Raw genomic sequence first — 24,930 nt, forward strand, 5'->3', positions numbered from 1 at the left:
CACATTGTGCTATTAAAGTTTTAAAGATTATTGTAGCACAACTCTGCCCGCCTGTACGAAAATAATATTGGTATAGCTTTATCCTATGTTTCACTTCATGCCCAGCAGGGTATTACATAGCAATACAACTTCAAAGGAGTGATTCAAATGTCGACGCAGCCTCGCAATATCGATATCGAAGAACGCCATGTGGAGAAAAAATCGGATTCCAGTTTAGTTGCTTCTACTTTCATCAAATATGCGGCTTACATCGTCATCATCTTCGGTGTTCTGTATTTCCTAGTTCGTTATGTATTTCCAATGTTCTAAGCTAGGACGTAAGTTGTGTTGTGTCCTCATCAATGAGGGTACGATCACATCTGGAGCTAGCACAACCACAAGAAGCCTCAAACCCACTAACAAGTGGATTAGAGGCTTCTTGTATTTGTTAGGAGAGGTGTTTGCCAACTCCCCTCAACCACTTATTTAGTAATAGTAACGAGGCTGCTCCTGCAGCTCAGACCGTCTTTGCAAGAAACGGTAGAAGGCACTGGCCGCCTGTGCTTTCGTCACTTCTTGTTGAGGTATAAATTGTCCATCGTTCAGAGACATAATATTCAGCCCCACCACAATAGCTGCATCACCAACATTCTTAAGCTTAGCAGCATCTGCGAAATTGCCATTGAAGATCCCATCGAACTTCGTCAAGCTCTTGTAGCCAAGCGCCTTCACGATTAACTGTGCCATTTCTTCCCGATTCATCGCAGCTTCTGGATTAAATTCAGCACCTACATCTAGCAAACCGCGATCAACCGCATTTTCGACATACGCAAAATAAGGAGAAGATTTGCTCACATCGGCAAAAGATGCCTTCCGTTCTGCCCCGTAATAAATACCACCGTTACCGCCATTCATGGCAATAACGAGCATTTTGACTAACTCGCCACGTTGAATGGTTTGATCCGGATTCACTTTGCCATCCTTCACATCCAGCGCTTGATAATCGAGCATAAGCTGAAGCTCATTTTTAGCCCAGTGATTGTCAATGTCGCTTACTGTCACTTTATCCAAAGAAATCACTTCACCCGTTTCACTATTCCGCCATTGACCGTTTTGCGCATCCAAGAGGAAAGGTTCACGGTTGAATTTGGGAACGAGTGAATAGACAAGCTTGGCATCTAGTTTCCCGTCTGCCTTCAGATCCATGGATTGTGGGACATCCCCAGCTGCCATCATCACTCTGTATTTCTCCAGTGGAATTCCACCGGTGAACCCGCTGCCTTCCACCACATAATTTAACTTGATGTCAAACTGTGCAAGCCAAAGATCCTTGGCTTTATCAATGGCCAGCACCTGCGGCTTTTGCTGTGGATATGGCAGATTGCTGATGGAGAAGTGATACCCAACAAGTTGGCCGGTCACACGATCGATGCTTACCGTTACTTCTTCATTTCCGGCAATTACGCCATCAATTACTCGCTTAAAACTAATATCCCAATTGCGCATATGTTTCAGTTGATCTTCCGAATAATTTTTAGCCGCCTGTACTTGAAGTACCAACTGATCGGTGTAAGAAGGAAGCTGCTTTTTCACAAAATCAACACCTGTTGTTATCGCATCTTCCAGAGCAATTTTACCCTCTATATCTTTATTGTCTTCAGGACCGTAAGGGATGTAGCTGCTAAAATTCGTAATCTCTCCCGTCTTGCTATTCACGCTAGCCCATGCGCCTTTGCCGACGATTTTAACTTTGGAATCCTTCTCAGAGGCTTCATTCCAACTTAAATTCCAGTTCGAACTGGTTTCCCCTGTTTCAGGGTTGGTCGATTCATTATAGGATGCTTCTTGGAGTTTATAGTCGGAGGATAGATTGAAAACGGTTGTTACCTTCTTCACAGCCTCTTCCTTCGTCAGGTCCAAGGTAGCTGCCGGCTTAGCAGCCAATGGCTTGTCGGTTAACGGCTTATTCCCCTCAGCTCCTTCCATCCCTTTGACTGGGCTCCAGATCTCACCGGTTTCAGCATTCAAAGAGAAGGCGCCCAGCATGTAAGAAATAATGGGCAACTTCTTTCCTTTGGCACCGTAAGGAATCTGATACTGCAAAGACAAATTCGCCTTGTCGCGGAACATTTGGGCAGCTTTATCCTTAGTAATCGGCGTTACATTCTGCTGAAACGTGACATTGTCATCCCAATTGTAGTTATAATTCGTAACCTGTCCTTCCCCATTGACGACCACATTGATACCATTCAGAGCAAAAGGCACACCGCCAACAGATCGATCGAACCGAATATTGTACTGATAATTACCATTCAGCGGTGTACGATATGCGTTCTCCTCAGAATCATTGTAAACAAGCACCTTCTGCTTATCTGGATTCACTTTGCCTATAAAGGCAGAAGCTACTTCCTTGGCAGCTTTGAAATCCACCTTCGGTGGATAGCTAGGTTTGTGGTCAGGGTCATTATCATTCATGGAATAAGAGGTCAGCGTTCCGTCCAAGCCGTTAATCGATACATTTAAAGAGCCGTAATGCCGATCTTTGACTATTTTGGTGTAATTAATGTTCCACGTCGGGAAATTTCGGCCATTCATGCTGTAATAAGTGTTCAGACTGATGGATTGAAACGTATAGCCTTCCGGCAGCGTTATATAGGTCTTAGCTCGTTCAATGGCTTGTTCTTTGGTAATTTTGGCATCCAGCTGCTTATCCTCTTTACCGGGAGATACAGGGAGTGAAATGGACGTGCTTCCTACAGCATCTTCAGCCGCCCAAACCCCAGGCGCAGCAGTGAGCAGCAGTGTCGAAGCGAGTACCCATGTTCCTGCTTGTTTGATTAATTTCAAAGTCATCTTCCTCCTCAACGTTTTACGTTCTAAAAGACAGCTTTAAAGCTTTAAAACATAGAGATTCCATAATAATCCTTGACGTGTAAAACTGGAAAAAAGTTGCTTTAGAAACTCGATAACGACTATATATTTTTATTTACACGAAATGTCACTAGATCGAAACGGTTTATAGCTAAAAAACTCGGATTACTCAACAAAAAACACATATCTGAGCACCCTTTTATCGAATGCACAAACATGTGTAAAATTTACTGCCATTATGATCTTGATTGGGTGTTCTCTTTGCTAAGTGTGTGCATTAAATCCTGCATTTCACCTTGCGTCAAATTCCGCCATTTGCCAACCTTCAAATTGCCCAGATGGATATGCATGATCCGAACCCTCTGCAGACGTACCACACGATACCCAAACGCTTCGCACATCCGGCGAATTTGCCGGTTAAGCCCTTGCGTGAGAATAATTCGGAAAACGCGGTCGCCAACTTGGGTTATCTCACACGGCTTCGTCATCGTGCCCAAAATTCGGACCCCACTAGCCATTCCTTGCAAAAACATCGGTGTAATCGGCCGGTTCACCGTCACGATGTATTCTTTATCATGGTTGTTCTCCGCTCGCAGAATCTGGTTCACAATATCTCCGTTATTGGTCAAAAGGATGAGCCCTTCGGAATCTTTATCCAGTCTACCTATTGGGAAAATACGCTCCGAATGCCCAACGAAATCAACAATGTTACCTCTGATATGCGCTTCAGTAGTACTTGTGATCCCTACAGGCTTATTGAGTGCAATATAAACATGTTCCTTCTTCTCGCCAATCGGTCGACCGTCGATCCGAACCTCATCCCCAGGGCCAACGACACTCCCCAGTCCGGCAACCTCGCCATTAATCGTAACTCGCTGCGCCTCTACCCACTTGTCCGCTTCCCGTCTGGAGCAAACACCGGTTTCGCTAATAAATTTATTAATTCTCATGCTTGGGAAATTCCCTTCTATGCCGTAATCAAGTACCTACTATTATGCTGGATTCGCTCACTCGGTTCAAGTAGCGTTCAAAAGGATCGATGTATGGGACATATTTGCAGAAAAAGATCTATTTCGGCGATGCGGCGCGAACGATACGTAGTTGCTTTCGTTGACCTTCCGTTAAAGGCCGAACATAAGCATAGTTTCCCTTAGGAGCAGCTCCTGTAACCCCTCCTGCTTTGAAACCGCCTGTACCTGCAGGAATGGCTACCCGCAAACCAAACGTATTCGCCACCCATAAAATTCAGAGCAGCCGCAAAACCGCCTCTCATCCATACGGAACCGGAATCGCTAATCCCAGGCCGCCGCAAACAAAGGGAATTCTGCCCCGTCTGAATAAAGAGGTCAGGACGGATGAATCAATTAAGTTAAGAGGATACGAGCACGAGATCCTTTTTGGTATGTGAGGAAATTTCCTCCCCGAGTGTGATAAGCGTATAATAATGACAACCATTAACGTAACAAGGAGGTCCTATCATGCAAATTCTCATACTAGGAGCCACAGGTAGAGTAGGAAGAAGAATTTTGGAAAAAGCGCTAGCGGACGGACACGAAGTCACAGCACTCGTTCGAAGCGTGGAGAAGCTGACGGGGATTCACTCCGAAAGCTTAACCCTACTTCAAGGGGACGCTCGTAATGGAGAAGATCTACATGCTGCCTTACGAGGGGCGGAGCTGGTCATAAGCTGCCTTGGCACCGATGGCGGCACGGTGCTGACCGAGTCTACGCCTCTACTTATAGAGGCTATGAAAACACAAGGCTTAAGCCGAATAGTCACTGTCGGTACAGCCGGCATCCTGCAAAGCAGAGAGCATCCCGGCTTGCTGCGCTATGAGGCGCCGGACTCCCGGCGCTCCTCTACACGAGCCGCCGAAGAGCATCGCAAGGCGTGGGAGCAGCTCGCCGCCTCGGGCTTAAGTTGGACAGTCGTCTGTCCAACTTACTTACCCGACGGCGAGCCACAGGGGCAGTACCGCGCTGAGCGGGACTACTTGCCCGAAGGCGGGATGTCCATCTCCGTGGGCGACACCGCGGCTTTCACGTATCGAGTCGCTCTCGAGGGCGAGTATGTGTGCTGTCGTGTGGGGATTGCTTACTAGGGGTTATCAAAATAAACAACAAACAAAAATCAAACAAAAAAACGACTTGCGCCGTCCTTGGTTGAGTGTGTATATAAAGGTTGATGCAACGCAAATTAGGCCCTGAGAGGTAATGCTTATGCTTACTTATCCGTGTAAAGTTGTACAAAGTACAACTTTAGGCAAGCTAATCCGCTGTTGTCCACGCGATTGTTGCAAGAAATAAACAATTTTGCCTAAAGTAGCTCTATAGGCTATAAACGGGCGAAATTATTGTAGAATATACAACATTCTTAGCATGCCAAGAAGAAATCAAAGAAATTGTTGTACGCAGTACAACTTGCCTTTCCAATTCTCCATTTCTTCAAAAAGCTGCTAACAAAACGCTAGAAAAACATACTTACTGACCGAACGATTATGCATATCTACAATTTCACTTAGCCTAGCTAATATCTGCAGCTAACTATCCTAAATAAGGTAAGTTTCGTCACTTTACCCCCTAACCCAAATAAAAACGGATGGAAGCCAGTTAAACCGGCGTCCATCCGTCTTTGTTATACGAACAACTAGTAACCTCTGCTTCTTCCCTTCGCCAATGCCTGGATGTTGATCCACGAAATAACAATCCCAATCACGCGGAAAAGGTACCCCGCAACAGGGATAAAACTCAAGAAAGCCATAACAATATTGATGACCGTCTTTGTTGTGGTCCCATTGCTTGTAAGTATGGCAAAGACCAAGTTGACGAACACGAGGGGAATCACCCACGCGCACGACCACAAATATACAAACGGAATAAGACCAATCAAGTATCCGACAGCAATAGCAATTTCGGACAGCAGCTGTAGTAAGTTTAACAATCGAATCGTTTCTGGACGCATGATGCTCCTCCATTTCAAATAGGGAAATATTACTTATTGTAGCATAGCGCCGACAGATAGTCTTTAGCCTTGTTAATGAGCTTCGTCCACGAAATGGTGGTGTAGTTGAGCTTACGGACGAAAAACAAGGGACGACGGAAACCCGCGTCCCTTGTCTCCTGGCCAATCTACCGGCCGCTACGCACTTCGCTCTCAGCGGCCGATGCCGTTTCCGGATGTCCCTGCTGCAGCTGGTACATCTGATAGTACCGACCGAGGAGCTCCATCAGCTCCTCGTGGCTGCCGCGCTCGACGATCTCGCCATGGTCGAGCACAAGAATCTGGTCGGCGCTCTTAATCGTCGACAGGCGGTGGGCAATGATGAAGGTGGTCCGCCCCTTCGAAAGCACTTCGAGCGCGGCCTGAATGATGGCCTCGGTCTCCGTATCGATGGATGCCGTCGCCTCATCGAGGATCAAAATCGCCGGGTCGAACGCTAGCGCCCGGGCAAAAGAGATCAGCTGCCGCTGCCCAGCTGACAGCGTGCTGCCCTTCTCGATCACGGGCTCATCGATGCCGTGCGGCAAGCTCTTGAACATCTCATCTGCGCCAACCTCGCGCAGCGCAGCCTCTACCCGTTCCCGGGTGATGGACGGATCGTCCAGACTGACATTGGACGCGATCGTCCCTGTAAACAGGAACGGATCTTGCAGCACGATGCCCATATGCTGACGCAGCAGCTGTTTGGGCATCTCCCGTACATCGCGGCCGTCCACCGTGATCCGGCCTTCCTTCACATCGTAGAAGCGGAAGAGCAGATTCAAGATCGAGCTTTTGCCTGATCCGGTATGGCCGACAAGCGCCACCGTCTGCCCTTGTTTGGCCTCGAAGGAGATGTCCTTGAGCACATCCTCCCCTTCTTTGTAGGCGAAGCGAACATGTTCGAACTTCACATTGCCCAGATAGCGGTCCGCTTTCTCCACAGCCACGTCGATGCCCTGCTCATCAAGCAGCTCGAATACACGGTCAGCAGATACTAGAGCACGCTCTAAATTCGGAAGCTGGTTGACTATCCCGACCATCGGATGAAACATCCGATTCAGATAATCGACGAAAGCGTACAGTACACCGACGGTGATCAATGTGTTGATTGAACTACCCCCGACATACCAGATCAGGCCGAAGAAGAACAAATTCCGAACCACATTCATCAGGTTATGAGAGGTCAGCGAGTTCAAGCTAAGCAATTTATTCTGATATCTCGTATATTCATCGTTCAATTGTTCGAATTCTTGGGTCGTTTCCTTTTGCCGGCGAAAAGCTTGAATGATCGCCATGCCTTGAATTGCCTCATTGATCATCCCATTGATCGAGCCGATCCGTTCCCGAATTTCATGATTATAGAAGGAAGCGTATTTACGGTAAACAATGATCCATACATAAAGCAGCGGAATAACCGGGAGTGTGAATAAAGCCAATCTGTAATCTAGAACGAATAAAGCCGCGATGATGCCTACGATATAGATCGTACCTGTAAAAAAGTTCGCAAGCACCTGAACATACAGATCCCTCACAGACTCTGTATCATTTGTAATCCTCGATACAATTTTACCAGCAGGCTGATTATCAAAATAGTTGATCGGCAGCCGCTGAATTTGTGCAAAAACATCACTTCTCATGCGCTGAATAATCCGATTCGCCGCCGATTGAAGTAAATACTTCTGTCCATAGGTAAAGCCTGCTCCAATAATAATTAGCAGCAAATATAAACCTGCAAGCTTCATTAGACTGTTAAATTCCGGTTTATAGAACGTGTAAAGCTCTTGAATACTCAGCTTCTTAACCGCATACTCCGCTTTTTCCGTCCCCTGTGTAATTGTAAGCTTACCCTCGTCTGCTAGATTGCGTACGCCATCAAAGGCGATCGGCTGATCCACCCAAAGGAACTGGCTGCCCACCTGTAAAATGCGAACCTCCTTCCCCTTCGGCTCACCTTCTGCAAAGTTATCGATTCGCTTATAAAAAGTCCCCTCCCAAGGGACAGCCTTCTTAGTTTGCGTCGCTGATGTAGTCTCGTACCACGGCTTCTCGATACCGAGAATGTGGGTATCAATCATCTGTCTCGCGATAAAAGGTCCTGCCAGCTCCGTTGCCACCGCGATCGATAAGAATACCAGCGCAATGAGCAGGGGCTTTTTGAATAACGCTGCGTATTGAAATAATCGCTTACCTGTCTGTTTCAGGGTTCTCACCTTCTTTTCTTCGGATATCTATTTACTAAACCTTCGTCTGTTCTTCTAGCTGCTGACGGTCATACTGCTCTTTATACCAGCCGCCGAGCGCGACAAGCTGCTCATGCGTACCTTCTTCAACGATATACCCCTCATCCAGCACAAGAATCCAATCCGCATGCTGAACAGCGGAGAGTCGGTGCGTTGTGATGAGTGTTGTTTTACCGGCTCGTTCCGAACGAATGCCGCGAATGATTTCAGCCTCTGTTTTGGCATCTACCGCAGAAAGAGCATCATCCAGCATGAGAATTTCGGGGTCTACATAAAGCGCACGCGCAATAGAAACGCGCTGCTTCTGACCACCTGATAAGGCGACGCCTTTTTCACCCACCAACGTTTGAAGGCCTTCTGGTAAGAACTCCACGTCCTTGCGGAACGCGGCCAGTTCAAGCGCCTGCAGCAGCTCTTCTTCCGTTCCTTGGCTGCGCCCGAACATAATGTTCTCTTTTACTGTTTTGGAGAAAAGAATCGGCTCTTGCGGCACGTAACCAATCCAGCCATGAAGCGTGTCGATGGTTAACTTCTCGATCGGCGTTTCCGATATAGCAATCGTACCTTGACCTAATGGATACTCCCTCAGCAGCTGTTTAAGCAGTGTTGTTTTTCCACTTCCAGTACGTCCTACAATTCCGAGCGTCTGCCCACGCAACAGGTGGAAAGAAATATTCACCAAGTTATCAATAGAAGAGGAAGGATAGCGGAAGGTTACTTCCTTAAAACTAATCGTGTTTGGCAGCAGCAGTGTCGTCGCTTTAGGGTCTTCTTTTACATCCGGCTTGTAACCAAGTGTTTCATTTACCCGATCGAGGGAGGCATTCCCGCGCTGCATAATGTTCATTAACTCGCCAATGGCGAACATCGGCCAGATCAGCATCCCAAGGAATGTATTAAAGGACACGAGCTCTCCGAGCGTCAGTTCACTGTGAAATACCAAATATCCGCCGTAACATAATCCGATTAAGTAGGAAATGCCCACTAGAATTTTGACCGTTGGTTCAAAAAGGGCGTCGATCACGGCAACCGCGATATTTTTGCGATATACATCGTCTGTCATCGTTTTAAAGCTTTGTTCACTGGCTTTCTCTTGTACAAAAGCACGGATAACGCGAACCCCTGCAATCGTCTCAAGCACTCGATCATTCATCTGTCCGAAGGCATTCTGAGCGAGTAAAAACCTTTCATGGATGCGTCCCCCATAGATCGTAATCGCAACTGCCATAATGGGCAGCGGGAGAATCGAAGCAATCGTTAGCTTCCAGCTAATGAAGAAGCCCATCATGCCTAGGATGGTAAGCATGAATAGCGTCGAGTCTACGAATGTCAAAATCCCAAAGCCCGCTGTCGTCGACACCGCTTGCAGGTCATTCGTTGCTCTCGCCATTAGGTCACCCGTCCGGTTGCGCTCATAGAAGGTAGGCGTCATCCGCAGCAGCTGCCTCATTAACCGGGATCGAAGAATACGTTCCAGCACGAAAGCGCCGCCAAATAGCTGATACAGCCAGATGTAGGATAACCCGTACCCAGCTATAATTAAGGCCCCCCAAAAAGCGAGCAATTGGATCAATTTACTGCCCGTTAAAGTTCCCATGTGTATACCATCAATCGCGTAGCCAATCAATTTCGGTGGAATTACATCAATGATTCCAACAATAATAAGCAGTCCAATGGCGATCGTGTAACGTATCCAATTCATTCGAAAAAACCAAGCCAACTTTTTTAATACCGTAAACATGTATCATGTCACTCCTCTCAAATGGTGCTGTCCAAAATGACCTAAATCCACACAAAAAAGGCACACCGCACGCAGCGATATGCCTTCTATGAAACAGAAAAGCGCTCGTTACGAACTTCTTCGTAACCCGCGCTTTTAATTAGCGTATGTGAAGGGGCGGCAGCAGCCGAACAAGCACAAATCATGCGCTTCCGGCTAACAATCGGGTTACAAAATATGAAATTGTATGGTTTTTATCTGTAAATCTACGATGAGCAATAGGATCCATAACCATATCAATCATTTTGAAACCCTCCTTTAGTGTTGTTGTAATGTCGTAAGTATCTTCTTTTCCAAAAGTTGTATATTCGTGCTTACAGAGGTGATCTTAACATCCTTGGCGAGTCTGTGTCAACCGGAGAAAAAGACTATAAACGAACTATCTTACCTCGACCTTTCGGATGAATTTACTCGCCTTTTTAAGCCCTTTGAATTGTCACACATGTTTCAAAATATGGCGGCATATCCATAGTATATAGGTTCATAGCGCATAGGGCCAACGCTTACGAAGATAGCTTTCCTACGGAAAGCTTTAAGGGGAGTGGATGTGCATGGTCGATCAAGTGTTTGCTCTAATGGGTTGGATTGTCGTTTTCGGAGTTATTATTGGGGGAGTCATCGCAGGCATCGCCCGTTTTGTCGAAAGGGACTCGACACAGTACGATATGACATTTTTGTGGGAGCATCGTTATACACTTGAGGAGTTGGAGTTGGATCGGGACAAGCAGCTCTGACCAATCAACACAAAAAAAGGGCTATCCACAAGGCACAAGCCTTTGGATAACCCTTTTCACTATTTCGCTGGTGCTACTGAAGGCGTCGGTGCAGTGGATGCACCTGGTGATGCAGCTGGAGCAGTCGTCTTAGCCGGAATCGGTTTATGTACCATTTGACCACCAATGTGCCCTGTATAGCCAACAAGGATAACTGCCGCGAGCGAACCAACCAAGTAGATGGGGTTACGACCCAATTCATTCTTTTTCCAGATCAGTAAGCCAACACGTACAATCGCTAATACGATAGCCAAAAACATCGTTAATCTCGCATAAAACTCATGCGGAACCACTAGTGGATTACGCCATGGGGACGGGCCTGTAAGGACACTTGCGATAGCTCCGAGTGCGCCCACAACTAGACAAAGCATACCAGCGGAGTGCCATTCACGTTTTTTCACAATGATTGCGATGAGATCAAAAATAAAACTAAAAATAAGAAGTGCAATTGGTACATGTGTTACGATGTAGTGTAAATTTTTAATGATATAAGCCAATTTTCTCTCTCCCCCATAATAAAAAAGCTATATTTTTCCACACTACAAAGTGTAGTTTTGGGGACCGAAAAAGTCAAGCTTTTTCTGCAGTTTTTGTCGAAGCCCGTCAAATTATCTGACATGGGCTCCGACTGCTCAATGTGAATCATTATAATCAGGGTATCCTATCTTAGATAAGTCCCACAAGTAAAATAATTGTTAAGAGCGAAATGAGTAGCCGTACAAGGGGCCATTTGAATGAGATTTTCATCTGTGGATCGAGAATGTGCATAATGCGAACATTCGTTGATGTTTCGGCGAATGAGGCGTGAGATAAGGATACATGTGGTGTTGGTGCTTGTTTGAGTAGTTTGAGGAGAGCACTGCCTAAGTGTGTGGACTGTTTCATTTGTGTAATGGCATACTTGTCTGCCCGAAGCTCAATCATAATGGGGTATTTCTCTGCCATCCAAGCGAATATCGGAATGTACCACATCGACTTGGATATCATCGAAAGCAGGAAGATCGCGAGTGGATCTCTATACCTTATATGGCATTTCTCATGTTCGATAACGGCATGCAGCTCGTTTGGCTCCAGCATATCCATAAGTCCTGATGATAGGATCATCCGCGGCTTCCACAGCCCTATGGTCATTGCGATGGGAGCTTTGTAAGAAATGATCTGGAACTGACCTTCACCAAGCTGAAATTTATCGCGGAACTGATCGGATAACAAAGGGTCATGATACATCTCAACGAGCTTCATCGCTTTAATGGCGTCCTTGGCATGCCTTGCCGATATCCAAAGGATTGCACTAAACGAGTAGAGGATAAGAGCATTTACTACATTAAAAGCAATGGGTGCAGGTACATGAAGATCTTCAAATAAAATAACACACAAATCAAATATATTATACAACGATCTCCATTTGAAAATATGCTGGAGTGCATAGAGTAACATTTGTCCTAAAATAGCCCCCGATAAGGCGAGTGTCGTAATATACAACCATTTAAACCGTTTTTCCATCATCGTTATCGATCCTTTTTGATTTCTTTAATTTTTTGCTCCAGCTTGTCAAGCAGATCGGGGTCTACTTTATCAAGCGCATCCACCATATGGGTGACTGCCAAAGAACCAAATTCTTCGATAAGGTCAAAGGTAAGCTCTTTGGATTGGGTTTCCATGAACTCATCTCTCGTAACGACGGGTTTGTACTTAAATGATCTTAAAACGGATTTCTTTTGCAGAATTCCTTTGGCTACCAAGCGATTCATAACGGTCATAACGGTATTGAAATTGATGATTTTGGCTTGATCCAATTTCTGTTGGACATCTTTAATCGTCATTTCAATCGAGTTGGTCCAGAGAATTTCCATAATCTTTGCTTCAAGGGGACCAAAAAAGCGATTAAGTCCGCTTCCTTCATATTTAAAGTTTTGCATTTTCATTATGATCACACTCCTTACATTAGAAATTGTAGTTCGGGGTAGATGCGAAGTCAAGATCTATCCAAATTTGACAAGCGATAAGGCTTTGACAGGCGGATAAAAAAGACTTATAATACTTACATATAGTAAGTAATTAAATATTTTATAGCAATGGAGTGGTGCCTTATGAAAATTCAAGTATTTTCAGCTGAACAACAGGGCGTTGGCGCTTTTGACGGAGGAAAGTTCCTAGAACAAAGAGCTATCAGCTTTCCGGGTGAGAAAACGGCTGTAGACCGCGTCGGTTCCTTATTCTATTGGGCTTGGGGCAAAGCCTCCGAAGTATCTGAGATCGGTATGCATCCTCATAAAGCGTTCGAAATTGTCACTTATGTCATTGATGGTCTCGTAGAGCACCAAGATTCCCTTGGTTCCTTGGAAACAGTAACAAATGGCGGCGCGCAAGTCATTCAAGCCGGCTCCGGCGTCTATCATTCGGAAGCATTTCGCAGAGCTAGCAGCGAAGCGATGCAAATCTGGTTTGAGCCTCACCTTAGTGAAACCGTGAAAAAGCCAGCCGCTTACCATCAATATGAACATGAGAAATTCTCAACCCTCCATAATGGTGGAACAACAATGAAAACTGTAATAGGTGGAGATTCTCCCATTAAGCTGGATACGGATGTTAACATGTACGATTGGAGCCTTGAGCCTGGTTCCGAGTTCAGTTACACACTTACGCCAAGCCGTCCGCTAGCTTTCCTTGTTATTCGGGGGCAAGGCACAAGTGAAATCGCCGCGGAGAAGCTTCAAGCATGGTCCCACAAAGACTTCGGGATAGTCCAAGCCACCACGGAAGGTGAAGCTCTTCACCTGAGAGCTGATAGCGATCAAGGACTACGTATCATTGCTATTGAAGTGCCTGAAGATTCCGGCTATACGTTATATCATAAATAAGCAGCAAATAAGCAGCAGAAACGTAACAGCCCCGCTCCTTTGTAGGAATCGGGGCTGTTTATATTATTGGTTACTCTGGAGCCTTGCCTTTTCATCGTTCAGTGATTGGACGGCTTGCTGCACGGCTGGCGAATCGGATTGATCCGTTGCCTGCTCTAGCGCTCTTTCCGCATGAGTGATTGAATTCTGAGCCTCTTCCGTCGTCTGAGACGTTGGATGAGACATCGCACGAGAAACGGCTGCATGGACATTTTCTACCGAGTTTTGCGCTGAGGATATCGGATTTTGTGATTGTAGACTTGAATCTGGCTGTGTCATGGCTATTAAATTCCTCCTCTGGGGTTAATTCGTTACACCCGCTATGTTGAGGCATTTGGTCACATTTTATACCTTCTATTTGATTCTCTTCCGGCTAAACTTCGTTTAGCGGCTGCGAAAAGAACAAAAGATATACTGGCGCCTAGTAGATTCAATATCACATCATCGACATCGAAGCTGCCTACTCGCAGCAGCATTTGCAGCAACTCCAACCCTACAAGAGGACATCCGAAGTACAGGAGAAACGTACCATAACGTTTTGCGGAGCGAAATAAATAAGGCAGTAAAATACCATAAGGCATGAAGAGACCAATATTGCCAAACAAATTAATGACCCAAGTCCTGGTAGAAAACGAATCGACATGCAGCACATACATACCGATTGTTCGAAAAGGGACAACATTGTAAGCAAGTTGACCTGTCGTGTGCATATTCCGCCCGAAGCCTAGAAACATCCAATACACCAAACAGCTCGTGTAGCCTATGAAAAGCAGCCAGATGAGCGGCCGAGCGAGCTTGATAGTCATGTGTTTGTATCCCCTTTAGTGAAGTCATCTAAGGTTAAAACAAGAAACCTCCCTTCAGCCTGGACCGATGAGAGGTTTCCCGATTAGCGCAGCTCTATTTTTTCACACCGTCCAAAAATTTGAACGACTCAAAAGCCTTATTGAGCCGAGCCTGATTGGCTTCGGTGCGTACCGCATCATCAATACGGAGCGTTGCCGTGTAAGAAATATTATTTTGATTGAAAATGTAGATCGTTTCCTTGTAAGGAATCTCGGCACTTGCATAGCTGATCTCATACTTTTTGGCTTTCACATCACCAAAAAGCGAGATTTCCGTATCGGTAAACGTATAGTCATTATCGTTATCGTGACTTTTCTTCTGAGCGGCATCTTCCTCTTTAACCATCTCTTCGTAAGTCGTTTTCGTCTCTGCACCAACGCTCAAGTACCCGCCTGTGAAGAGGAACGTCTTATTCACTTGATCTTTGTTATCGTACGAGTTGCTGCTGGTCCAGATCTCTGGAATTTGCAGCGTGTATTTGAACTTCTCATTTTTGTAAGTAACTGTACGATTCGGATCCATGAGTTCATCCAGATCCTGAATGAAGCCAAGCTCTTGATCCATGCTGTCTTTGTCCACTTTGATGGTAGCCGTTAAGGTTTTCAAGAGATCCTCAAGCGCTGCCCCCTCTTCCTCTTGCGGATAGCTCACGTCCACCTCATATTTATACTTATCCTTGATAAAAAAGAGGGAATAGCCCGCACTCCACTTATTGCCTAACGTACTTGCATAGCTTACTTTCAGAGCAGGCACACCGGCTAAAGTCAGCTCCTCGGGTTCTTCCATACTGCGGTAACTAGGTGCATATGCCTCTTCAAACTGTTTGCGCTGACGATCCACCCACGCTCCCAGCGTATCACCGGAGGAGGCAGAGGTTACGCTGACTTGAAGCATTTGGGAATAGTCATCACTAAAGAAGGAGGAGCCGGCCGTATAACCGCCTTGCTGCCAATTGGAGGGCAAATCAAAGGATAAGCCATACTCATTCGTATAAGTTGTATTGCCGCCAGAGTAGACAGAAATGTCTTTAAGCGACTCATCCTTATCATTAAAGGAAAGCTTGAAACTATCCAACAGATCGTTGTAGCTATTTTGCTTAAAATTGTTATTGTAATGCTCTTTTGATACAAATAATTGCACCGTATATAAGCTGCCTTGGTGAAGGTATCCACGGGTCTGGATATATCCTTCATCCCCTGAACGACCGACAATTTTGGCATAGGGATTACCTTCACGCTTCACATACTGACGCTCCAAAATGGTTGAAGCCGCGCCGGAATAATCGTCCTCATCCTCACTAACCAATCGGTTCAGAAGTGCCGAAGGTGACAGTTCGTCGCTTTGATTGCCTTCTACTTGAATCGTTAGGGAGAAATCCCCCTTCGCATCCACGAAACTGACGGAGTCGCCATCATCAGACTGATGACCTTTCACTAAGCCCGCGGGGTATTTCATGGACCATCCATAGTGGCTGTCGCCGATTTTCGTTTTGCCGCGGTCCGCATCCAAATAAGATCCCTCAGCGTCCTGCGTACGTATCGTTTCCTGATGCTGCGCTTCTCCGAGTGTAACCGACTTCGATTTGGTGGAACTACCAGACTGAATCGTTAATTCAATCGCTTCACCCGGCAAATACTTCTTAATCGCCTCATTGTAATCCACCAGCGTCTTCACTTTACTTGCACCGATCGATACGAATAGATCATCTTGCTGAATGCCAGCCCCAGCCGCTGGTGAATCTGGATCTACGTAAGCAACTCTTAAACCCGTAGAACTTGGTAAACCAACAACCGCTTCCCAGCTTTCTTCCAACTCCAGACCGAGATAAGTACGTTTTACTTTGCCGTAAAGTTGAAAGTGCTTTAATACATATTTAACAGTATCCACCGGAATCGCAAACCCGAGATTTTCGACGCCGAAATCCGCATACTTCATCGTATTAATACCAATAACTTCGCCATTCATGTTGATCAACGCGCCCCCGCTGTTACCAGGGTTAATCGCCGCATCCGTTTGAATAAGCTGATATTGCGAGTTCACAGAGCGGTCAAGCCCGCTGACAATCCCAACGGTGACGGAGTTCCTTAGGGCAAAAGAAATCGGAGTCCCGATTGCGGCTACGGTTTCACCCACTTTAATATCGGAAGAAGAGGCGAATTTCGCAGGCGATAAGCCAGTGGCATCGATTTTGACCAAGGCTAAATCGCTCTCCTCGTCGATATTCGTTGCACGTCCATTATACGTTGTCCCGTTCGATGTAACGACGACGATATTCTTCATATCTTTGACCACATGCGCATTCGTCACGATGACACCGTTCGATTCCACAATAACACCCGTGCCGTGCGCGAGATTAAAGCGGTTCATGTCTAAGGATTTATCCGAATCAGATGAAGGCTTTCCAATAATGGCTACAACAGAAGGTGATGTCTTCTCAATGACCTTCGGAACCTCAGCATTCACTTCGGCTGCATAAGATGGTGCAGGACCCTGCAGAGACACAAGTAAGAAGGCTGCAAGCAGCACGGTGATCCCTTTTTTCGTAAAAACATTCCAATTCCCCATTGTTGAGTTCCTCTCTTAACAAAAGATGGCAATAGCTAGAATCTAGCATAATTAAGATAGAGAAACAATACAAATATTTCCACAAAAAGGGGCCTTTATCGACATTCCGTTATGCGTTCGGGGTGCGTATACACCGATAATTGATCCCGCCGGATGAAGCCAACAACCGTAATCCCTAGATCCTGAGCCAAGCGAAGCGCCAGATCTGTCGGGGCAGATTTCGACAAAAGGATACCGACGCCGATCTTTGCGGCTTTGAGAGCGACCTCGGAAGAGACTCTTCCACTGAAGGCTATGACCTTATCACGAACAGGAATTCGCTGCCTTAACAAATGTCCATAAATTTTATCTAGTGCGTTATGCCTGCCGATATCTGCTCTGCTGAGGAGCAGTTCGTTAGCCGTGCAAAGGGCTGCATTATGAAGACCTCCCGTGGCCTGAAAATCAGCCGATTGCTTCTGCAGCTGATTCATAAGATGAAAGCACTGCTGAATCGATAGTTGGAGCTTCGTGCTAACGGTTTTGGCCGTGCGAGCGTCGTTGTGAAAATAGAACTGGCGGCTTTTCCCGCAGCAGGAACCGATGAAGCGTTTGGATACCATCTTTTGGCTTAATTGATGGAGATGACGAAGTTTCACATGAACGAAGCCCCGCTCCTCTTCCAGCGTTAACGACTCAATCTGATCCACGAATCGAATCAGGCCTTCGGAGGCTAGAAAACCCGTAACCAGATCGATGGTATCCGTCGGTGTATAGACGAGTGTTGCGAATTCCTCGCCATCAATTTTGATGGTGAGCGGCGCTTCTGTTGCGATGGTATCCTCTTGAGAGAGTACCTCCGTTCCGTTATAGCGGTATATCCCCCACGATGTCGTTGATTGAAGTGGGGGGTGAGCTTGAGATGCTGTATCTCCATTAGGAGCATGTAAGTAGTCCTGTTCTTCGTCCATCGTCTTCACTCCACTTCTGTCTCCAGCTCTTGTATGCGCTGCTCAACGTAGCGTATATCCTTATGAGCGTGATAGGTTTCTGCCTTCTCTACTATGACAGCTGTGTTATACTCCGGGATTCCCGCATACTGCTCATAAACACCCTTAGGAATCAAGGAATTACCTTCAGGCCAATGTACCTCTATGTTGCCTTGTTTTACCTCGGCACGCTTAACCCTTCCGTGCATGCTGCCGTAGCTGTTGTAGATGACGATCGCCTCTCCTTCTTTCAAAGAGAGAGCGCTAGCGTCGTCGTTATGAATAAGCACATCGTAGCGATCTGCTTCATTGAATGGATCGATGTCGCTATAGATCATCGAATTGAACTGCTTGCCGCGGCGCGTCGTCACCGCGAAATGCCCTTCCGGCTTCCGCAGCTCCGGAAGCTCGATCGGCAGCAGCGCGCCGCGGCCATCCGGCGTCGGACAGACGCCGTCCTCGCACAGCCACGCGCCGCCGTATTGAAACACATCACCGCGCTCACGCAGGTGCCCAATGCCGTTGTAGCTCGGCGCGGCTAGAGCAATTTCCGCGCGGATGGCTTCTGCGCTGCCGCAGCCCAGCAGCCCGGCGGCATCCGGCTTCACGCGGCGGGCGAGATCGACGTAGATCGCCCACTCCGCGCGGGCTTCGCCGATGCGAGGGCCGGCGATCTCGGGTGAGAAGTACACCATCCGCTCCGTCGAGGTGGACGTGCCCCCTCCGGGCTGCTCGTAGCGCGTCATCGCGGGCAGCACCACCACAGCCTCCCGCGCGTCAAGCAGCGTGGAGGTGTTCAAGATGATGTCCTGGTGGACACGGACATCGATGCTTGTAAGGGCTTCGCGGACGAATGCCGGGTCCGGCATCGTCTCGAGGAAGTTGCCGCCGGATGTGTAGAACATCCGGAGCTTCCGCTCCTGCTCCTCGGGCAGGAGCGCGTTCTCGAGGGTGACACCCACGATGTCACCCTGCCAGCTCGGCAGCTCGAACCCCCAGAGCTGCTCGATTCTTGCACGGTCGGCGGCGCTGGAGATGTCGCCGCCTGGCAGGCTGAAGGGATCGGCGCCCATTTCGCCGGATCCCTGCACGCCGCTGTGGCCGCGGATGGGCATCAGCCCGCAGTGCTCGCGGCCGAGGAAGCCCCGCAGGAGGGCGAGATTCGCCACCTGCGAGATGTTGTCCGTGCCGAAGCGGTGCTGTGTGAGCCCCATGCTCCACACGAAAACCGCGCTCTTGGCACGCGCCAGCAGCTCCGCGAACTCACGCATGCGTTCGCGGGTAAGGCCGGACGACTGTTCCAGCGTCGTCCAATTCTGCTGCGCCACGTGGGCGCGCAGCTGCTCTAACCCGTTCGTGTGCGCCTGCACGAACGCATGGTCAATCGCGGAGCCAGGCACGCGCTCCTCCATCTCGAACCATACCTTCATGACGCCGTTCATGAAGCCGATATCCCCGCCGATGTTCACTTGATACACATCGTCGGCCAGCTTCGTCCCGAATAACGCGGATTCGGGAATCGAAGGAATCCAGTACTGCTCCATGGACGGCTCGTAGTACGGGTTAATGACAATGATCTTCGTCCCTTTGCGCTTGGCCGCGTACATATACTTCGTCGATACCGGCTGGTTATTTGCGGCCACGCTGCCCCAGAACACAAGGACGTCCGTACCGATCCAGTCCTTGTAATTGCACGTCGAAGCGCCCACGCCAACGGAACGCTTCAGTGCCGTCTTCGACGGGGAGTGGCAAATACGCGAGGCGTTGTCGATGTTGTTCGTACCGAGCAACCTTGCCACCTTCGCTGCCACATAGTACGACTCGTTCGTAATGCCTCGAGCCGTCAAGTAAAAAGCCATCTGCTTCGGATCAATCTCACGCATCTTTTCTGCAACCAAATCCAGCGCCTCATCCCATGTGGCTCGACTGAATTTCCGCTCCCCATGGCGGCGGATGAGCGGATAAGGGATACGCCCGAGCTGTCTGAGCTCGGTGCTGCTCATGCGGCTCAGCTCGTCAATGTCCGCATGCAGCAGCTCCTCGCGAATCGCCGGCATCGTGTTCAAACGCAGCACATTCAGCCGCGTTGTACAGAGATGCGGCCCCGCCAGCGTTTGGTCGTAGAGCCCTGACACGCCTAGCGCGCAGCCGTCGCACACCCCCTGCGTTAGAATACGATACGCATACGGCAGATTATCGCGATTCTGCCAGGCGATTTTTGCCGTTTCGCGAATATGCTGCGGCTTTATTTTCCCGAGTCCGAACGGCACTTTGCTGACCCACAGCTTCGGATCTGGTTTAGCGGGCAGCTTAATTGGCCCCGTATGCTTCGTTTTCCCCATCTTAAAAACGCTCCTTCGGTTCTATTTTTTTCTCTTCTACTCTTCTACTCTTTTGCCCGTGCTCTTGCTACTGCTCTTACTCTACTCTTACTCTTAATCTATGTTATTTTTGCACCTTCGTACCAACGAACAATTCCCCGATAACACTTACTCAAACACTCTACTCTAGCCACTATCCCTTTGGCTCAGATTCCCGAGTTACTTCCCCACTTCCTTCTCGCAGAGCATCCTATCGCTATCGCTTCCCCCTACTCCGCACACCCAATTGCTGCCCATAGCAACACCCCAGCAAGCAAAAAACCACCGCAAAACAATCCCCAGACCTCCTCTCATCAGAGGAAATCTCAAGTCTTGTCTTACAGTGGTTAGTCTCCGGCAGGTTCGCTACCAAGTGCCAAGCACCTTTACCTATGTATATGCTACTAATTGGACTGATATTTATAGAAATTCTCTTACTAAGTGGCTTCCATTTGCATCGCTACTGCATAAAGTGCAGCAAACAGGCATGTCCACGTCAATAACGCCAACATCTCTATTTACAAAACTTCTTTTCCAGATCCTTATCAAAAACGAACACCGACATCCCCTCATCCAGCTCAATATCGATATCGACGAACAGCTTAACGAACTTCGCGCCAAGCAGCTCCTCCATCTCGACAGGGGGGTGGTCCTTATAAATCTCTTTCACCATTTCCGTACGAGCCGTGCGGAGCATTTGTCTGCCATCGCCGGTTTTCGCCATAAACTTCTCTACGGGAGAGAGATTTCCTGCCATTTCGCATATCGCCCAGCACTTACAGAAGGTCGTCGTCACGCGCTCCGGTCCCTTGCCCATATGCTTTTTGCGATAAGCCTTCACTAGGTTACTAAATTCGGCCTCCATTCGGTTCATCGGCCAGCCACCTTTATATGTACTACTTCAATCATAGCAAGAAAGCGTATACCTGACAACTGAACTGCTAGAATCATTTATAAAAAAAGAGCGGACAACATTGTCCACTCTCTCACTTGTTATTATAAGTAATTCTGCTTTAAACGAATTATTTTTTCGGAAAATACTTCTCCAAGTCATCCAGCAATAAATTAGCCGCTTTAATTCCGCCTGCCGTATTCCAAACCGCATCACTTACTTTATGCACTTTGCCTTGTTTCACGACATCAAGGTTTTTCCAAAGCGGGTCATTCGTCCATTCTTGCTCGATTTTATTCGCTTCTCCCTTTTCGTTATCCCATGTGAAGTAGAATAGAATGTCCCCATTCATATCTGGAATACGTTCTTTCGTCAGATCATCTGCGAATTTATCTTGATTCTGCGAAGCAGGACGCTCGAAGCCTAGTTTATTGAGAATAACACCTGAGAATGTATCCTTCATATAGATACGAACTTTACCCGGCATAAAACGAACGATCGAAATCTTCGTCTTTAACTGATCGCCTGCTTTTGCTTTGAAATCTGCTATGCGTTTCTCGAAATCACCAATGATTTTATCGCCCTCAGACTTTTTGTTCAAAGCTTCTGCATACAGTTTGAAGTTGATCTGCCAATCGCCCGATAATCTCTCCGAAAATACGGTAGGAGCAATAGCTGACAGCTGCTCATATACTTTTTCCTGACGCACCTTATTTCCGATGATTAAATCAGGCTTTAGGGAAGCTATCATTTCTAAATTCGGTTGGTTTTCGTCCCCAACTATTTTCACGCCTTCCATATCTACTTTGATATGATCATACCAATCCCCTAATGTAAAAGACTTCACCGCACCAATAGGCTTAATCCCCATCGAGAGAACGGCTTCCGTACCTTCATTCGTTAACACGATAACCTTTTGGGGAGTGCCCTTTACCTTTGTTTCGCCCATGGCATGCTTAACGGTATATTCTTTGGATTGAGCGGGTTGACTTTCTTTCTTCGTATTCGTGGTAGCTGCAGCATCCGACTTCGAATTGTCTGTTTGTTGTCCGCAACCAGCTAGAATTAGCATAATTATCGAAACGAAAAGAAGCAGCTTACCTCCAAATGTACGGTTTGCAGCAGAAAAACGGTTAAGCATAATGACGTATCGCTCCTTTAAATGGTTAAATATGTGAGAATGATTATCATTATCTTAAAGCCTTTACTTGCACATGTCAAATTCCTAACGATTCATGCTCTTTTTCAAAGAAAAAGCCAACCCTTCATTTCAGGGCTGGCGCAATAGCATTCCATCTTTTATTCAATATCTTTTTCTATCCTCAATCGTTATCCTCTTCATCCCATTTACGGGAGTACGCTTTCTTCGTTACCCAGAATGTCAAACCCACTATGATCAAAAGGGCAATAACACCTAAGATGATGGCACCAACCATTGTCTGACTCTCCTCTTTTGCTTATACTAAGCCCCAATGAAGTATAACCCTTACTATAGCCCGAAAATCTGTAAACACGCAAACAAACAAGCCCTTTTCAATTGCTAAAACAAATCCAACTGCCGTGGTCCCAGCCCTTCATATTCTAAACCGAGCAACCCCATCAATTCCTTCGCATTCCCTGCGGCATGTCCGCCTGAATTGTTATTGAAGATCACGCATATCTCTCGCGTGTGCTCCTGGAGCTCTAGCAGCCACGCCTTCCACTCCAACAGCTCCTGCTGATTGTAATGGTATAAGTACCGTACGTCGCGCCAATTCGCTTCGTTGTTTTGCACCCAACCTCCAACATTGCGGCCGTGGAATCGAACCATCGTCATCTTGGGGTGTGTAACCTCCAGCACTGTCGGCACCGAACCAATCCCTGCCTGCGGCTCGTCACAGATGCTGTGCATCCAACCCTCTCGCCGCATAAAGGTGAGCGTCTTTTCGCGCATTTCCTCCGTAAACCAGCTCTGATGGCGGAATTCCAGCGCTACGGGTACATCGCCCATCTTCTCTTTAGCATCACGCAGCACATCTACATTCGTCTTGTTACAATCAAACCATGGCGGGTACTGAAACAGAACAGCTTTAAGCTTCCCCGCTTCTTGAACAGGTTGGATCGACTGTAGGAACACCTCAAACATCTGCTCTATCCCACCAGCAAAAGGACTCTCTCCCCTCAGGTGACCCGTCATCCCTTGGTAAGCTTTAATAATGAAACCAAAGCGTTCTGGTGTCTCTTGGTTCCATTTTATATAATTACGCTCAGGTTGGATTGCGTAAAAAGAAGTATCAACTTCCACAACCGGAAAGTGTGCGCCATACTCCCGCAGCTTCCCTTTGCTGCCGCCTAACTCATGGTCGCCCCATCCGGCTAAACCGATGTTGATCATGCCTTTCACCTCTCGGATATTCGTTAATTCCATTGTATCGTGCTGATACCAACAGAAACAACTTATCTGATCATAAAACATGCATTCCTCCCTGACATTACGTTGTCAGTAACTTGTTATATAATGGAATTTACAAAGCAAATGATCGTTCAAATCATAGGAGGCATGTGCACATGTCGTTAATTAATTCTTCAGACGAGGGCTGCGCTAAAACGGACATTCCTAAACCAGCCATGACCGGCTGTGCTAGCCAAATCCTCAGTCAGCGTGCCTTAAACCGAGCACTATTAGCTCGGCAATTGCTCCTCGAGCGCTCGGACATGCCCATCTTCCAGGCTGTCCAGCACCTCATCGGCCTGCAGGCGCAAGCTCCTAACCCACCCTACGTGGCGTTGTGGACTAGACTGCAGAACTTTGGCCATGAGGAGCTATCTCAGCTCATCATGGACAGAAGCATCGTGCGCATCGCCCTCATGCGCTCGACGATCCACCTCGTCACGGCCGAAGACTGCCTGACGCTGCGCCCCGCCCTGCAGTCCGTGCAGGACCGCGCCTTAAAGGGCACGTTCGGCAAGAAGCTTGCCGAACTGGATCTAGACGCACTCGCCGCCGCCGGGCGAGCGCTTCTTGAGGCGCGGCCGCTCACCTTCAGTGAGCTCGGCAAGTGCCTCCAAGCCCAGTGGCCGCAGCGCGATGCCACGGCTCTGGCTCAAGCGGTGCGCTGCAGCCTACCGCTTGTCCAGGTGCCGCCCCGCGGCATCTGGGGCGCCAGCGGGCAGGCCGCCCACACCACGGCGGAGGCTTGGCTCGGCCGCCCGCTGGCACAAGGGCAAGACCCCGAAGCCATGCTGCTGCGCTACCTAGCGGCCTTCGGACCTGCATCCGTCAAGGATATGCAGGTCTGGTCCGGGCTTACTCGGCTGCGCGAGGTGATCGAGCGGCTGCGCCCCAGCTTACTTTCTTTTCGCGACGAGCAAGGAAACGAGCTGTTCGATCTGCCGGACGCACCTCGGCCAGACCCTGCTACCCCAGCTCCGCCACGATTCCTATCGGAGTTCGACAATATGCTCCTGTCCTACGACGATCGCACCCGCATCATGCGTGATGAAGATAAGCATCTGGTGTTTACGGACAATGGCATCATCCGAGCCACGCTGATTGTCGATGGTTTTGTTCGCGGTATATGGTCCATCACGCAGAAACGCAAATCGGCTATTTTGACCATCAACTTATTCGAGCCATTATCCCAGGTTGAACACGCAGCGGTTGCCGAGGAAGCGGAACAGTTGTTTGATTTCATCGCACCTGATGCCAATACGCGAGATATTCTCTTTACTAATCAAAAAAAATAAACCCCGAGGCTGCCCTCGAGATTTTCTAATTTATAGGGAACTATGGT

Annotated in this window: 22 protein-coding genes; 5 read left to right on the top strand and 17 right to left on the bottom strand. The window is 47.8% G+C overall.

The features are described 5' to 3' along the window. The first annotated feature begins 147 nt into the window (after window positions 1–147). Window positions 148–309, top strand: coding sequence for a hypothetical protein (locus tag QFZ78_RS21855; RefSeq protein ID WP_173184903.1), 162 nt, complete (start codon window positions 148–150; stop codon window positions 307–309). A gap of 156 nt (window positions 310–465) precedes the next feature. Here QFZ78_RS21855 and QFZ78_RS21860 read toward each other — a convergent pair whose 3' ends face one another. The 3 genes from QFZ78_RS21860 to QFZ78_RS21870 form a co-directional block, all read right to left on the bottom strand. Continuing rightward, the gene (locus tag QFZ78_RS21860; RefSeq protein WP_307550649.1) at window positions 466–2,826 is read right to left on the bottom strand and encodes an S-layer homology domain-containing protein; all 2,361 of its coding nucleotides are present in this window, start codon (window positions 2,824–2,826) and stop codon (window positions 466–468) included. Between the two features lie 260 nt (window positions 2,827–3,086). After that, window positions 3,087–3,800, bottom strand: a complete 714-nt coding sequence (gene rluF, locus QFZ78_RS21865; RefSeq protein WP_307550651.1) for a 23S rRNA pseudouridine(2604) synthase RluF — start codon at window positions 3,798–3,800, stop codon at window positions 3,087–3,089. Between the two features lie 118 nt (window positions 3,801–3,918). Then, entirely contained in the window at window positions 3,919–4,068 is a 150-nt protein-coding gene (locus QFZ78_RS21870) for a hypothetical protein (protein WP_307550653.1), read from the bottom strand. Between the two features lie 260 nt (window positions 4,069–4,328). Here QFZ78_RS21870 and QFZ78_RS21875 point away from each other — a divergent pair, with 260 nt between their 5' ends. After that, window positions 4,329–4,952, top strand: coding sequence for an NAD(P)-dependent oxidoreductase (locus QFZ78_RS21875; protein WP_307550654.1), 624 nt, complete (start codon window positions 4,329–4,331; stop codon window positions 4,950–4,952). Window positions 4,953–5,497: 545 nt separating this feature from the next. On the opposite strand, the gene QFZ78_RS21880 is transcribed toward QFZ78_RS21875, so the two are convergent. The 3 genes from QFZ78_RS21880 to QFZ78_RS21890 all read right to left on the bottom strand — a co-directional run bounded on the left by QFZ78_RS21880 (window position 5,498) and on the right by QFZ78_RS21890 (window position 9,814). Then, on the bottom strand, window positions 5,498–5,812 hold the full coding sequence (locus QFZ78_RS21880; RefSeq protein WP_307550655.1) for a hypothetical protein: 315 nt from the start codon (window positions 5,810–5,812) through the stop codon (window positions 5,498–5,500). Between the two features lie 167 nt (window positions 5,813–5,979). Continuing rightward, on the bottom strand, window positions 5,980–8,034 hold the full coding sequence (locus QFZ78_RS21885; RefSeq protein ID WP_307555830.1) for an ABC transporter ATP-binding protein: 2,055 nt from the start codon (window positions 8,032–8,034) through the stop codon (window positions 5,980–5,982). A 34-nt stretch (window positions 8,035–8,068) separates the two neighbouring features. After that, entirely contained in the window at window positions 8,069–9,814 is a 1,746-nt protein-coding gene (locus QFZ78_RS21890) for an ABC transporter ATP-binding protein (protein ID WP_307550656.1), read from the bottom strand. Window positions 9,815–10,404: 590 nt separating this feature from the next. Here QFZ78_RS21890 and QFZ78_RS21895 point away from each other — a divergent pair. Continuing rightward, a complete protein-coding gene (locus QFZ78_RS21895; protein ID WP_307550658.1) occupies window positions 10,405–10,587 on the top strand; it encodes a hypothetical protein in 183 nt (60 codons plus the stop codon). A 59-nt stretch (window positions 10,588–10,646) separates the two neighbouring features. Here the strand turns inward: QFZ78_RS21895 and QFZ78_RS21900 are convergent, their stop codons facing one another. The 3 genes from QFZ78_RS21900 to QFZ78_RS21910 all read right to left on the bottom strand — a co-directional run bounded on the left by QFZ78_RS21900 (window position 10,647) and on the right by QFZ78_RS21910 (window position 12,551). Beyond that, window positions 10,647–11,123, bottom strand: coding sequence for a DUF2231 domain-containing protein (locus QFZ78_RS21900; RefSeq protein ID WP_307550660.1), 477 nt, complete (start codon window positions 11,121–11,123; stop codon window positions 10,647–10,649). A gap of 169 nt (window positions 11,124–11,292) precedes the next feature. Next, window positions 11,293–12,132, bottom strand: coding sequence for a M56 family metallopeptidase (locus QFZ78_RS21905; protein WP_307550662.1), 840 nt, complete (start codon window positions 12,130–12,132; stop codon window positions 11,293–11,295). A 2-nt stretch (window positions 12,133–12,134) separates the two neighbouring features. Further along, window positions 12,135–12,551 (bottom strand): BlaI/MecI/CopY family transcriptional regulator, encoded by a 417-nt coding sequence (locus tag QFZ78_RS21910; RefSeq protein ID WP_307550663.1) that lies wholly within the window; start codon window positions 12,549–12,551, stop codon window positions 12,135–12,137. 165 nt (window positions 12,552–12,716) lie between these two features. Between QFZ78_RS21910 and QFZ78_RS21915 the strand changes: the two genes are divergently transcribed. Then, a complete protein-coding gene (locus QFZ78_RS21915; RefSeq protein WP_307550664.1) occupies window positions 12,717–13,487 on the top strand; it encodes a pirin family protein in 771 nt (256 codons plus the stop codon). 63 nt (window positions 13,488–13,550) lie between these two features. On the opposite strand, the gene QFZ78_RS21920 is transcribed toward QFZ78_RS21915, so the two are convergent. The 8 genes from QFZ78_RS21920 to QFZ78_RS21955 form a co-directional block, all read right to left on the bottom strand. Beyond that, complete coding sequence (locus QFZ78_RS21920) at window positions 13,551–13,805, bottom strand: hypothetical protein (protein ID WP_057302804.1); 255 nt, start codon at window positions 13,803–13,805, stop codon at window positions 13,551–13,553. 59 nt (window positions 13,806–13,864) lie between these two features. Further along, window positions 13,865–14,332, bottom strand: a complete 468-nt coding sequence (locus tag QFZ78_RS21925) for a VanZ family protein (RefSeq protein ID WP_307550667.1) — start codon at window positions 14,330–14,332, stop codon at window positions 13,865–13,867. A gap of 94 nt (window positions 14,333–14,426) precedes the next feature. Then, the gene (locus tag QFZ78_RS21930) at window positions 14,427–16,937 is read right to left on the bottom strand and encodes a S1C family serine protease (RefSeq protein WP_307550669.1); all 2,511 of its coding nucleotides are present in this window, start codon (window positions 16,935–16,937) and stop codon (window positions 14,427–14,429) included. Between the two features lie 95 nt (window positions 16,938–17,032). After that, window positions 17,033–17,887 (bottom strand): formate dehydrogenase accessory sulfurtransferase FdhD, encoded by an 855-nt coding sequence (gene fdhD / locus QFZ78_RS21935; RefSeq protein WP_307550671.1) that lies wholly within the window; start codon window positions 17,885–17,887, stop codon window positions 17,033–17,035. Window positions 17,888–17,892: 5 nt separating this feature from the next. Then, entirely contained in the window at window positions 17,893–20,247 is a 2,355-nt protein-coding gene (locus tag QFZ78_RS21940; protein WP_307550674.1) for an FdhF/YdeP family oxidoreductase, read from the bottom strand. Window positions 20,248–20,779: 532 nt separating this feature from the next. Beyond that, window positions 20,780–21,139, bottom strand: a complete 360-nt coding sequence (locus QFZ78_RS21945) for a Na-translocating system protein MpsC family protein (RefSeq protein WP_307550677.1) — start codon at window positions 21,137–21,139, stop codon at window positions 20,780–20,782. Window positions 21,140–21,287: 148 nt separating this feature from the next. Continuing rightward, complete coding sequence (locus QFZ78_RS21950; RefSeq protein ID WP_307550679.1) at window positions 21,288–22,298, bottom strand: ABC transporter substrate-binding protein; 1,011 nt, start codon at window positions 22,296–22,298, stop codon at window positions 21,288–21,290. A 399-nt stretch (window positions 22,299–22,697) separates the two neighbouring features. Beyond that, window positions 22,698–23,531: a DUF72 domain-containing protein gene (locus tag QFZ78_RS21955; RefSeq protein WP_307555831.1), complete on the bottom strand. Its 834-nt coding sequence runs from the start codon at window positions 23,529–23,531 to the stop codon at window positions 22,698–22,700. Between the two features lie 173 nt (window positions 23,532–23,704). On the opposite strand from QFZ78_RS21955, the gene QFZ78_RS21960 reads away from it, so the two are divergent. Then, entirely contained in the window at window positions 23,705–24,883 is a 1,179-nt protein-coding gene (locus tag QFZ78_RS21960; RefSeq protein ID WP_307550681.1) for a winged helix DNA-binding domain-containing protein, read from the top strand. The last annotated feature ends 47 nt before the right edge of the window (window positions 24,884–24,930 follow it).

This window comes from Paenibacillus sp. V4I5 (genome assembly GCF_030817255.1).
In the GTDB taxonomy this organism is placed as follows: domain Bacteria; phylum Bacillota; class Bacilli; order Paenibacillales; family NBRC-103111; genus Paenibacillus_E.